10 protein-coding genes are annotated in these 11,981 nt (G+C 72.2%); 5 read left to right on the forward strand and 5 right to left on the reverse strand.

All coding sequences use genetic code 11. The annotated features are described in order from the left end of the window. Positions 1 to 101 precede the first annotated feature (101 nt). Complete coding sequence (locus H4281_RS00285; protein ID WP_246411222.1) at positions 102 to 860, forward strand: class I SAM-dependent methyltransferase; 759 nt, start codon at positions 102 to 104, stop codon at positions 858 to 860. Positions 861 to 1,031: 171 nt separating this feature from the next. Here the strand turns inward: H4281_RS00285 and H4281_RS00290 are convergent, their stop codons facing one another. The 3 genes from H4281_RS00290 to H4281_RS00300 form a co-directional block, all read right to left on the reverse strand. Next, positions 1,032 to 2,093, reverse strand: coding sequence for a DNA polymerase IV (locus H4281_RS00290; protein ID WP_182888814.1), 1,062 nt, complete (start codon positions 2,091 to 2,093; stop codon positions 1,032 to 1,034). A gap of 65 nt (positions 2,094 to 2,158) precedes the next feature. Further along, positions 2,159 to 2,422 (reverse strand): DUF3040 domain-containing protein, encoded by a 264-nt coding sequence (locus tag H4281_RS00295; protein ID WP_182888815.1) that lies wholly within the window; start codon positions 2,420 to 2,422, stop codon positions 2,159 to 2,161. A 170-nt stretch (positions 2,423 to 2,592) separates the two neighbouring features. Beyond that, positions 2,593 to 3,357, reverse strand: coding sequence for a right-handed parallel beta-helix repeat-containing protein (locus H4281_RS00300; protein WP_182888816.1), 765 nt, complete (start codon positions 3,355 to 3,357; stop codon positions 2,593 to 2,595). A gap of 152 nt (positions 3,358 to 3,509) precedes the next feature. On the opposite strand from H4281_RS00300, the gene H4281_RS00305 reads away from it, so the two are divergent. From H4281_RS00305 to H4281_RS00315, 3 genes are all read left to right on the forward strand, one after another. Beyond that, complete coding sequence (locus tag H4281_RS00305; RefSeq protein ID WP_182888817.1) at positions 3,510 to 5,300, forward strand: serine/threonine-protein kinase; 1,791 nt, start codon at positions 3,510 to 3,512, stop codon at positions 5,298 to 5,300. Then, positions 5,297 to 6,121, forward strand: coding sequence for an FHA domain-containing protein (locus tag H4281_RS00310; protein ID WP_182888818.1), 825 nt, complete (start codon positions 5,297 to 5,299; stop codon positions 6,119 to 6,121). The genes H4281_RS00305 and H4281_RS00310 overlap by 4 nt, the downstream gene beginning before the upstream one ends. Positions 6,122 to 6,228: 107 nt before the next feature. After that, the gene (locus H4281_RS00315; RefSeq protein ID WP_182888819.1) at positions 6,229 to 6,960 is read left to right on the forward strand and encodes an FHA domain-containing protein; all 732 of its coding nucleotides are present in this window, start codon (positions 6,229 to 6,231) and stop codon (positions 6,958 to 6,960) included. A gap of 17 nt (positions 6,961 to 6,977) precedes the next feature. Here H4281_RS00315 and H4281_RS00320 read toward each other — a convergent pair whose 3' ends face one another. After that, positions 6,978 to 8,126 carry an epoxide hydrolase family protein gene (locus tag H4281_RS00320; protein WP_182888820.1) on the reverse strand — a complete coding sequence of 383 codons (1,149 nt, stop codon included), beginning with the start codon at positions 8,124 to 8,126 and terminating at the stop codon, positions 6,978 to 6,980. A 99-nt stretch (positions 8,127 to 8,225) separates the two neighbouring features. Between H4281_RS00320 and H4281_RS00325 the strand changes: the two genes are divergently transcribed. Next, positions 8,226 to 8,861, forward strand: coding sequence for a GTP cyclohydrolase II (locus H4281_RS00325; RefSeq protein WP_182888821.1), 636 nt, complete (start codon positions 8,226 to 8,228; stop codon positions 8,859 to 8,861). Here H4281_RS00325 and H4281_RS00330 read toward each other — a convergent pair. Then, the gene (locus H4281_RS00330; RefSeq protein ID WP_182888822.1) at positions 8,845 to 11,934 is read right to left on the reverse strand and encodes a discoidin domain-containing protein; all 3,090 of its coding nucleotides are present in this window, start codon (positions 11,932 to 11,934) and stop codon (positions 8,845 to 8,847) included. The two genes, H4281_RS00325 and H4281_RS00330, sit on opposite strands and share 17 nt — an antisense overlap. Between the last annotated feature and the right edge of the window lie 47 nt (positions 11,935 to 11,981).

Below are 11,981 nucleotides of genomic sequence, written 5' to 3' on the forward strand. Positions count from 1 at the left end.
TCCGTTCCTTTCGGGGTTTTCGGGCATAACGGGGCACGGGCACGGTGCCGGTGCGCGAAAAGGCAGGCGCGCGCGGTGCGGATCAGGCCAGAATGGCGGGCATGGCAGAACGCGCGTTGAGTTTCGGGGCGGTGGCGGAGGAGTACGAGCGGTACCGTCCGGGATATCCCGCCGAGCTAGCGGAAAAAGTGCTGGACTACGCGGGTGCGCCGGTGGCCGACGCCCTCGAAATCGGGGCGGGGACGGGGAAAGCGACCCGGCTGTTCGCGGGACGGGGGATCGCGGTCACCGCGACCGACCCGGATCCGGCGATGCTCGCCGAACTGCGCAAGCACCTGCCTCCCGGCGTCGGGACCCGCCGCGGCGCGCTGGAAGACCTGCGGCCGGACCGGCAGTACGGACTGGTGTACTCGGCCGCCGCGCTGCACTGGACGGACCCGGCGGGCCGGTGGCCGCGCATCGCCGCCCTGCTCGCGCCGGGCGGGGTCTTCGCGTCCTTCGGCGGACCGTTCGGACCGGCGGATCCCGTTGTGCGGAAAGCGATCGACGAGGCTCAAGCGCCGTTTCTGGAGAGCGCGGACCTCCCGTCGCCGGACGGCACGCCGCCGGAGAGCGCACTGCAGTGGCCGGGCACGGAACTCGAGCGGTCCGAGTTGTTCGCCGACGTCCGGCAAGTCGTCGTCCGGCAGCGGATGACGTTGACCGCGGACGAGCTGATCGGCCTGCTGTCCACGGTTTCGGCGTACCGGGTGCTGCCGGATCCGGTGCGGGAGCAGGTTTTCCCGCGGATCCGGCAGGTGCTTCCGGCGACGGTCGAAATGATCGCCGACCACACGGCCCATCTCGCGCGACGGTGCTGAGCCGGCCGGAATCGCCAGTGGCACGCGACACCTCCTGAACCAGGAGGCGCCCTTCGCTCTGAGTCCCGCGGGCCGAGCGTGGCGGGGAAACCCCGTCGCAGCGCCTCTCGGCCCGGAGCCGCGCCCCGGCGGGCGCGTCCGTTCCACCTTGGCAAGCCCGGTCCGGACCTGTCAAGCGCGCGGGAACTCCGCCCGAACGCCGAGAAGCCGCACCGGTTTGCCGAAGGCGAAGCGGCCCAGCAGGTCTTGCGCCGCCGCGGCGAGCACGGCCGGATCCGAGGACGGTGCGGGGAGCGTCACGCTGTGGGTGTGGGTGAGGAACGGCGCGAATCGCACCTTGACCGCCACCCGCGCCGCAGGACGTCCCTCGTCGGCGACGTCCTGCGCGACGCGTCGGGCGAGGGCCGCGGTCTCGCTCGCGATGGCGTCGGGGTCGGTGAGGTCTTGCTGGAATGTCGTTTCCCTGCTTCGGGAACGCGCGACGTACGGAGTCGCGCTCACCTCGGCGTCGCCGATTCCGCCTGCCAGCAGGCGATACCACGGCCCCAGCTTCGGCCCGAACCGCGCGGCGAGCGCGTCCGGGTCGGCCGCGGCGAGGCCGAGAATGGTGGAGTACCCGGCCTCGGCGAGTTTCTTCGCGGTTTTCCGGCCGATTCCCCACAGCGCGTCGGTGGGCCTTTCCGCCATGACGTCCCACCAGTTTTCCTGGGTGAGCCGGTAAATTCCGGCCGGTTTCGCGAAACCGGTGGCGAGTTTGGCGCGGAGCTTGTTGTCGCCGATTCCGACCGACGACGAGAGCCCGGTTTCCTCCTCGACGCCGCGCCGGATTTCCGCGGCGAGCGCTTCGGGATCGCCGGCGGTCGCGCCGAGGAAGGCTTCGTCCCAGCCGAGCACCTCGACGACCACCGGGAATTCCCGCAGCCGGGCCATGACGCGGTCGGAGACCTCCTGGTAGGCCGGGGCGTCGACGGGGAGGAGGACGGCGTCCGGGCAGCGTTTGACGGCCAGCCGCAGCGGCATCCCGGAATCGACGCCGAACTCGCGCGCCTCGTAGGACGCGGTCGCCACGACGGCGCGCTCGGCCGGATCGCCGTTCCCGCCGACGATCACCGGCCGCCCCCGCAGCTCCGGCCGCCGCGCCACCTCGACGGCGGCGATGAACTGGTCGAGATCGACGTGCAGCACCCAGTCGGACACCGGACCAGTGTGCGGTGCGCGGGGCGGGCGGCGCATCCGGAGGGCGCTGGGGTCGTGAGCGGCGATCCCGGTTCTAACCGGGATCGCCGCTCACGAGCCGGTCACCCGCGGCAGCGGGCGACGTGCGCCGCCACCCCGCCCGCCGCGGCGAACAGGGCGCACACGGTGAGCGCGGGGCTCGACCCGGCGATGCCGGCGACGAGGAGGCCGCACGCGGCGACGTCCAGCAGGATCGCGAAGGCGGTCAGCAGCGCGGCGGAGCGGGCCGGTTTGCCGCGGCGCAGGGCGGCGGCCAGTTCCGGGTCGCTGGTTTCGAACCAGCGCTCGATCTTGTCCAGCTCGACGCGTTCGTGGTGACTGAGCATGGAGGTCTCCTTCGGCGGCCCGCGTGCCGTCTCGGAGGAAGTACCCGGCCCGTCGCCTGGTGAACCGCGTCACCCTCGATTCACCCGACTGCCCGAACCCCGCGCGAAACCGGGCGTTTCCGGTCACGGTGCGCTGTCGGCCGGACCGTCCACAAAGGTCTCCACAAAGGTCACGGAGCGCAAGCGGGCTCCGGTCCGGAATAACCCTCCCGGGACGAATCGTCGATGCCGACCTCGCACGGGATCGACGGATCCACGCGATTGCCTTCGACGCGCGCGCCGGTGGAGCGGATCGCCAAGCCGATCGCGTGGTCCGGGCCCGCCGCGAAGGTGTTGCCGGTGATGGCGGCCTGCTGGACGTCCTCGAACATCAGCGTCTGCGAGGCGACGAGTGTTTCGCAGAAATTGTCCTTGACCAGGAAATCGGTGGTGTGGCCCTTTCCGTCGCCCTCGCCGTCGTTCGGGCCTTCCGCCATCAGGCACATGTTGTCGATTTTCTCGCAGCGGTTTCCTTCGATCCGGACGTGGTTGCTCGGCGGGCTGTCGCTGGAGAACGTCTGCATGCAGTCGGCGTGCGCGCCGTCGCGGTTCGACGTCTGGCTGATCGTGTTGTGCTCGATGGCGATGTAGTCGCCGAAGAACCGGATGCCGTCGCCGTCCCCGCCTTGCGGGGCGGTGATCCTGGTGTTCTTCAGCGTGACGTGGTTGCCGCGGATTTCGACGCCGGGCGCGGACGGTCTTTCGAGGGTGAATCCGTCGACGACGACCCAGTCGGCGTCGATGTCGATGCCGGGGACCGATCTCCCGCCGCCGGAATACACCCGCGGGTGGTCCGGGGTGCCGCCGGCGGTGATGTGCAGCCGGGAACCGGCGTGCGCGGGCGGAGCGAAGGCGACGGCCAGTACCGCGGCGGCGGCCAGGACGCGGGTGCGCATGGGTCTCCTCTTTTTCGCTCGGACGGGGGACGCGGCGAAGATAGGGCCGGACGGCGGGAGGGGTCCCGGGCCGCTTTCTGCGGACGTGCGCGATGCAGTATCGTTACTGCGAGTTACCTCACAGGGGTCGGACCACGCCGAGGGGAGCGTCGGTGCACGCGGACCAGCTCATCGCGGACCGGTACCGGCTGCTGGAGCGCGTCGGCAGCGGCGGCATGGGCGTCGTCTGGCGGGCGCACGACGACCGGCTCGGCCGGGAGGTGGCGCTCAAGCAGGCCCGGCTGTCCGACGTGGTGAGCGGGCGGACGCTGCGCCGCGAGGCCCGGCTGGCGGCCGGCGTGCTGCACCCGAACGTGGTCACCTTCTTCGACGTCGCCGCCGACGGGGACGAGCTGTGGCTGGTGATGGAGTACGTTTCCTCGCGCAGCCTCGCCGAAATCCTCGCCGCGGAAGGAAGACTGCCCGCGCGGACGGTCGCCGAGATCGGCGTGCAGATCGCGGCTGCGCTCGGCGCGGTGCACGGGCACGGCATCGTGCACCGCGACGTCAAGCCGGGCAACGTCCTGATCGCCTCGGACGGCCGTGCGAAGCTCACCGATTTCGGCATCTCCCGTTCGGTCCGCACGGACGAGACGGTCACCGATTCGCCGCTCATCGGCGGCACGCCGGACTACCTCGCCCCGGAGGTCGCGCAAGGGCATCCGCCCACCGCGGCGTCGGATGTCTTTTCCCTGGGGGCAACGCTCTTCGCCGCGGTCGAGGGCACGCCGCCGTTCTCCGGCGGGAACGAGTACGCCACCATCCGCCGGGTCGCCGAGGGCGCGGTGCCGCGCGCGCGGCACGCGGACGGTCTCGCGCCGACGCTGGAACTGCTGATGCGGCGCGACCCCGCGGAACGGCCGGCCGCGGTGTCGGCGGGCGAACTGCTGGCCGAGGGGATCGACGCGCTGCCGGTCGCCGTTCCGCCGCGGCCGCGCGGCCGGCGGGGGCTGCTGATCGCCGGGGTGGCGGTCGCGGCGGTCGCGGTCGTGGTCGCCACGTACTTCGCGACCCGTCCGGCCAAGACCGACGCGAGCCCGCCGGTCGCCCCGGTGGCGCAGGCGAAGCTCGGCATCGGTCCCGATCCGCGGGCCGCCGACCCGTGCCGGCTGGTCGACCCGGCCCCGCTGAAACCGTTCGGCGACCCGGAGGCCGTCCCGGATTACGGGAACTTCAACCGCTGCGACGTGATCCTGCACCAAGGCGACCGCCAAGCGGACGTCCTGGTGGAGCTGAACGACCCGCCCGGTTCGGCGATGGAGGGCACGCAGTCGAAGTCCGGGCCGTTCCCGGTTTTCGGCGCCGCGTCGCCGGACAAGTGCGAGCGGACGATCCAGTTGCAGGACCGGTTCGTGGTGCAGGTGACGGCCAAGCAGGACGACGGCTACCACCTCGACCTGTGCCGGGCCGCCGACACCGCGGTCGCCTCGGCGACGAAAGCCATGGCAGCGGCCGGGGTTCCCCGGCGCACGACGGCGTTCCCGGCGGGTTCGCTGGCGAACGTGGACGCGTGCTCCCTGCTGGACTCGCTCTCGGTTTCCTCGGCGGCCGGAGTCGCCGCCCCGGTCCGGATCAGCCGCGGTTTCGGCGGCTGGTGGTGCGACTGGAAGAGCCAGGCGAGCGACCGTTCGGTCACCGTCATGTTCGACCGGGACCAGCCGCCGGACAGCACGACCGGCCAGCTCGTGCAGATCGGCGGGCACGACGCGTATCTCAAAACCGACGAGTTCGCGACGGACACCTGCCAGGCGGTTCTCGTCTACCGTCCCTACACCGACGCGCACGGAGACCCGAGGGTGGAACGCCTTCGGGTCGTGGTGCACGGGACACCGCCCTCGGCGCGGCTGTGCGCGCCGGTGTCCGCATTGGCCGGTTCGCTGGCCGGAAAGCTGCCGAAGACATGACCGCGTTTCCCGGCGGCCCGCCGGAAGAACTGGGCTCGGACCACGGCAGCCTCGCGCACGGCGTCCCGCCTTCCCCGCCGGGCACGATCTTCGCGCTCGCGGTGACCGGCGGCGTGCGGATGCCGCCGCGCGACGGCAGGCAGGTGCTGTTCGGCCGCAACCGCGACGACGTGCACGTGTGTGTCGGCGAGGACGACCGGAAGGTCAGCCGGAAACAGGGATTCCTGGTGCGGCGCCGGGATTCCTGGTGGATCCACAACACCGGGAAACTGCCGATCCGGCTGCCCGGTTCGCGGCTGCTGTTTCCCGAAGAGGAACCGGTGCCGCTGGCCGAGGGCTACACCGCGGCGTTCGTGCGCGGTTCGGCCGGGCGCGAGCACCTGCTGGAGGTGTACGTCGCGGGCGCGGACGGCCGCCGCCCGGATTCGCGGCCGCAGGACGTCACCGAACCGCCGCGGATGTGGCGGCTCACGCCGGACGAACGGCTCGTGCTCGTCTCGCTCGCGCAGCGGTATCTGCTGCAGGACCAGTATCCGCAGCCGCTCGCGTGGCGGCAGGTCGCGGAACAGCTGTCCGAGCTGAAACCGGAGGCGCGCTGGAGCGCCAAGCGCGTCGAACACCTCGTCGGAGCCGTGCGCGCCCGGCTGGCGCGCGCCGGGGTGGCCGGGCTGACCAGGGAAGAGGTCGGCGAACCGGTCGGGAACGCGCTGAACGACAACCTGATCAAGGAACTCCTGCTCTCGACGTCCTTGGTCCCGCCGGACCTGGCGCTGCTCGAACCCGGGGACGATCCGGGAGGGGTCCCGGCCCCTCCTGCTTGACTCGCGGTGCGCGGCGGATCCGGTCCCGCGCCCCCGGCGGGCCGTCGCGGCCGCCCGGCCGGGGTCCGGCAGCGGCTCCGCGGGGGGTGTCCTTGGCAGGGGAGGCGATGCGGACGCTGCCCGCGGGACACCCGAGCCTCGCGCTCGGGTTCGCGTCGCCGCCGGGCACGCTGGCGGTGCTGGGGCGCGCGGGGGGAGTCCTGGTGCCGCCGGCGGCGCGGGGGCCGGTCACGTTCGGGCGGAACACCGCCGAGGTGACGGTGCCGCTCGGCGAGGACGACCGCCGGGTCAGCCGCCGCCACGGCGTGCTGGAGCGGCACGCGGGCCGGTGGTGGGTGCGGGCGACCGGCAAGGTTCCGCTGCGGCTGCCGCGGTCGCGGCTGGTGTTCGCCGGGGCCGCGCCGGTTCCGCTGCCGCCCGGCTATCTCCCGGTGTACGCGCGCGGTTCGGGGGACCGCGAGCACGTGCTGGAGATCCGGATCGCCGACGGGACGCCGCCGCCGGTCCCGGCCGGGCGGCTGCGGCCGGACGAACGGCTCGTGCTGGCGATGGTCGCGCGCGCGTTCCTGCGGCAGGAGGAACGACCGCGTCCGGTGCCGGTTTCGCTGGCCGCGCACCGGTTGTCGACGCTCGATCCGGACGGCGGATGGACCGCGGAAGCGGTGGCGCGGGTGCTGGATGCGGTGCGGTACCGGTTCCGGCCGGGGTCGCCGGACGAGGACCTGGTGGCGGCGCTCGTTTCGGCGGCGGTGCTGGTGCCCCCGGATCTGGCGTTGCTGTCGCCGGAGCTGCCGCCGGTGGAAGAGGAAGGGGGGATGCCGTCCACGTGGGGGAGCTAGGTCGCCTCTAACAGGCGTTATCCCTGCCGGAACGGGCGGAAGAAGTCGCGCAGTTCCCGCGCGTACAGCTCCGGCTCCTCGAACGGCGCGAAGTGCCCGCCGCGTTCCGGTTCGGTGACGCGGACGGTGTTGGCCACCCGGTCGATCCACGCGCGCGGCGCGCGGACGAGATCGGCCGGGAACAGCGAGAAACCGGACGGCACTTCGACCCGCCGGGCATGCTGTTCCGGCGGGATCGCGCCGTTGGCCCGGTACATCCGCATGGCTGAGCCGATGGTGCCGGTGAGCCAGTAGATGGTGACGTTGGCAAGGATCTCGTCTTTGGTGAAAGCGCGTTCGACCTCCCCGCCACAGTCGCTCCACGCGCGAAGCTTTTCCACGATCCACGCGGCCAGCCCGGCAGGCGAATCGGTGAGCCCGACCGCGGCGGTCTGCGGTTTGGTGCGGTGCATCGCGGCATACGCTCCCTCGGCCGCGCCCCAGGCCGCGGCGCCTTGGAGCCATTCGCGTTCTTCGGGCGTCGCGTCGTCCGGGACGAACGCGGGCAGCCCGGCGTCCATCCGGTGCACGGCCACGACCCGGTCCGGGTGGTCGAGGGCGAGGAAGCGGCTGACGCTGCTGCCGATGTCGCCGCCCGCCGCGGCGAAGCGCGGGTAGCCGAGGACGGTCATCAGTTCGGCCCACATCCCGGCGACGGCGACGGAATCGGGCGCCGGGCCGGCGGGGCGGTCGGAATATCCGTAGCCGGGCAGGTCCGGGACGATGACGTCGAAGGCGTCCGCCGGGTCGGCTCCGTGGGCGCCGGGGTCGGCGAGCAGCGGGACGACTTTCGAATAGCGCCAGAACGAATCCGGCCAGCCGTGGGTCAGCACGAGCGGCAGCGCCGGCCCGCTCGGCGCGACCGCGCGGGCGTGCACGAAATGGATCCGGGATCCGCCGATCCGGACGCGGTACCGCGGCAGCCGCGCGAGCGCGGCTTCCTGCTTCGGCCAGTCGAACTCTTCTGCCCAGTAGGCGATCAGTTCACGCAGGTAGCTCACGTCCGCGCCGAGCGCCCAGCCGTCTTCCGGCGCGTCCGGCCAGCGGGTCGCGCGCAGCCGGGCGCGCAGGTCGGCGAGCTGCGCGGGATCGGTTTCGGCGGCGAACGATTCGGGACGGTCGGCCATGCCCGCGAGCCTACGTGACCTTGGCCGCACTCCGGGGCCGCGGTTTTGCCGGCGGTTCTGGGTAGGGTCGGAATCATCGAGGGGGAGAGGAGTTGCCCGATGACGACAGTCCCACAGGTGCGCACGCGAGTACGGATCCCGCTGCGGTTCGGCGACGCTCCCGCGGTCGAGTCCGAGGCGGTCACGTTCGCCGGGCTGTCCGACGGGCTCGAGCATCTTGCCTTCGTGCTGGGCAAACCCGGTCCGGTGCCGCTGGTGCGGCTGCATTCGGAATGTCTCACCGGAGACGTCTTCGGATCCGCGCGCTGCGATTGCGGCCCGCAGCTGGCGGAGTCGGTCGCGCGGATTTCCGAGGCAGGCGGGTACCTGCTCTACCTGCGTCAGGAAGGCCGCGGAATCGGGCTGTACAACAAGCTCGACGCCTACGCGCTGCAGGATTCCGGTTTGGACACCTACGCGGCGAATTCCGCGCTCGGCCTGCCCGAGGACGCGCGCGACTACACCGCGGCCGCGCAGATGCTCAGCCTGTTCGGCGTTCAGCAGCTGGATCTGCTGTCGAACAACCCGGACAAGGCGGCCCAGCTGGCGCGGCACGGCCTCGATGTGCGCGAGCGCGTCCGCACCGGGGTTTTCGCGAACGAGAACAACGTGCGGTACCTGCGCGCGAAAGCCGAGCAGACCGGGCACACGCTCGCGTTGCCGTTCGAGGAGTGGCCGGCTAGTTCGGCGGTGTGAGCGCGGAGATCCGGGTGAGGCTGGCGTCGCCTCGTCGCCAGTCCAGGGTGCGGAGGGCCAGGTAGCGGACGGGCTGGGGCAGCGTGACAGAGGCGGTGCGTTTTCGGTCCGGACGGGCGGCTTCGGCGTAGGTGATGCCGTCGGTGCTGGTCTCGACGACGGTGGCGGGCACTCGGCCGGCGGTCCAGGCGAGTTCGACGGTCGCGATCCGCAGTGGTGCGCCCAGGTCCGCCACCAACCGGCCGCCGGGGCCGGGTTGCCATGCTGTCGCCGGGTTGTCGTCGACGGCCGCGTCCGGGCTGGTCATCCCGGGCGGCAGCGGTTCGGCGGGGAAGGTCGCGCACCCGAGTGCGCGGTCGTTCAGCGGGTACGGCCGGGTCTCGGCGAACACGACGGGAACGGTCTGGCGCGGCGGCAGCGCGACTGTGCGCGGACGGCCGCCGGTCGGGGTCACGGTCACGACTGCCGGAAGAAGTCCGGGCGGGGCGGTCAGGTCGACGCGGCTGGCGTCGTGCACTACCGCGCTCAGGCCGGGTGGGACGGCGCTGCCGGACTTGCCGCGCACGGTGAATCGCGGCGGTTCGACCCGGCCTTCGGCGGGGGCGAGTTCGTAGCCGAACGAGCTGCCGGACGTCGTGACTGTCTGCGTGCCTCGGTAGAGGAGAAGTGCGGTGCGATCCTGTGGCAGGGAAGCGGTTCCGGTCGCGGAGCGGTCGGAAAGGTTGGCCAGCACGAGGAAATCGTCGGTGACGCTTACGTGGACTCCGGTCGCGCTGGCGCGGGCGCGCCGGGCGAGTTTCGGCAGGTCCGCGCGGCCGGGGTACAGCTCGGCCAGTAGCGGCGCGGGCGGCCCGGCGGACAGCGTGACGTGGTCGTTCGTGACGGTGAGCGGATTCGGGCTGGTGACGACGATCCCGGCCCGGCCGTCGATGTCCAGCCAGCCGCCGGTGCTGTGCAGCGCGGGCGTCGGATAGGTCGCGACGGACGTCCAGGCGGCGCCGTCGGGCGACGTTTCGATCCGGTACTTCCGCCCGGCAGCGGCCTCCCAGCTCAGGCGGACCCGATCGACCCGTTGCGGTGCACCGAGATCGACGGCGAGCCAGCTGTCCGCGCGCGGACGGTCCGATGCGGACACTGCCCACCGGGTGGCGGAATTGCCGTCGGCGGCGTACTTCGCCTCCTTGCCCGGCGCGGCCGAGGACGCGGACGCGGTTCCGGCCAGGGCGAGATCAGGGCCGTTGCCGTCATGGACTTCGAACGACCAGAGCGAGTAGCCGTATTGCGGGTCCGGTTGCACGCCAAGCATCCGCACGTGGCGCGCCGTCACCGGCGGGAAGGCCAGATCGTCGGTGCGCGCGCCGGCCGGCCCGGACTGTGCGGGGAGCGTCACCGATCCCTCGGCAGCGGTGTAGGCGCGATCGCCGTCGAGGCCGGGAACGCCTGGCATGGCCAGGTTGTAGACGTTGAGCACGCCTTCGTCCGGCGCGACGCCGGTGCTGGCGTAAACCGCGGCACCGGTGGGGAGCGTGGCGAGTGCGGCGTACCCGGTGTCGAAGCGCAGGACGCCGAGGGTGCCGTCGAATCCGTCGCGGACCTTGCGGTACGTCGTGGCGCGGCGTTCGCGCACGGCGACGTTCGTGGCGGGCAGCAGCATCGGGTTGGCGCCGCCGAGGACGAACAGCCAGTCGTCGTGGTTCGGCTGCCAGGCGAATTTCACGAACCCGGGTTTGGTGACGGTCGCGGCCCACGCGGCGGGGGAGCGGTGCGCCAGCAGGCCCGGTCCGGTCCCGAAGTCGGCGGCGCGAGCGGCGTGGGCGTCGAATTCTTCCTTGCGCACCGCACTGACCGGGCCTCCGTGCTCGGCGCGCCATTCGTGCAGCAAATAGCTGATGGCGAGTTCGGCGCGGGCTTCCGGTTCGTACTTGGGTTCGCCGGAGAACTTCGTGATCCGGTCGGACGGCGGGTACGCCTGGTACGGCTCCAGCCGCGCGGCCAGCTGGGCCTCGGCGCAGGCGGCGTGGCGGTCGCCGAGCACTTGGGCGCGGAAGGCCAGCGGGAGGACGTCCCGGCCGTAGAGGTGTTCGCGGTCGGCGACCATCGGCATCAGCGGTTCGCCCGCGTCGCTGGTCATCAGGAGCATGGTGCGCCACAGCAGTTCGCCGTTCGGCTGCGCGGTGAGGACCTCGGGCAGCGGCGCGCCGGCGGTGAGGAAGTGCATCGCGTTGCGGCCGGACGTGCGCCAGAGTTCTTCCTGGTAGTGCGGGCCGAACGAGCCGTGGTTCTCGACCAGGAACGTGTCGTGCAGGTTGGTCGCGGTGTTGCCGCTGACCGGTTTGCCGTCGACGAGCCGCGGGTTCGCCAGATCCGCGGCGGGCAGGCCGCCTTCGTTGCGGCTCCAGGAACCGAAGGCCGCGCGCCATTCCGCGGCGCGCGGGTCGTTCGGCGCCCAGGCGAGCGCGGGGGCGAGCGACTGCGCGTAGACGCCCATCTCTTCCAGCTTCGTGTCGCCGACGTAGCCGCCGCGCAGGCCGTTGGGCGTCCAGTCGCCGGAGGCGGGGTCGTCGCCGGTGCCGAGGCTGGTCGTGTAGGCGGCCTGTTCGGTGGCGATGCGCTCGACGTTCCGTCGCGTCGCCGCGTCGAGGTCTGTCCACAAGAGACGCGCGGCGAGCTGGAAGTAGGACTGGAAAGTGGTGTCGAAGAACAGTTTCCGGCCCCACTCGGCACCGCCGGTGAGCCGGTTCGAGGCGGCGAAGTGCTTGATCGTGGCGAGGGTGTGCGCGCGCAGGGTTCCGCGGTCGACTCCGGCGACGCTCGCGTCGTAACCGTCGCGGGTCAGCAGGAGCGCGTTGCCGAGGACGACCGCGAAGGTGAAGTCGCGGGCCGGGTAGATCCCGGCAGCGGTGTCGAACTGCTGCTCGGCCCAGCGGGTGTGCCGGAGGAGGACCCGCAGGTAGGTCGCGGCGACGGGATCCGGCGCGGGCCGGGACGCCGCCCGCGCTGTTCCCGAGGCCAGGAGGACCACCGCTCCGGCGCCCGCGAAGCCGAGCGCCTGCCGCCGGGTGAACCGGTCCATCCCGCGTCCTCCAGAGCCGTTGACAACCTTGTCAGCGCGGATTCTCT

The organism is Amycolatopsis dendrobii (assembly GCF_014145675.1).
In the GTDB taxonomy this organism is placed as follows: Bacteria; Actinomycetota; Actinomycetes; order Mycobacteriales; family Pseudonocardiaceae; genus Amycolatopsis; species Amycolatopsis dendrobii.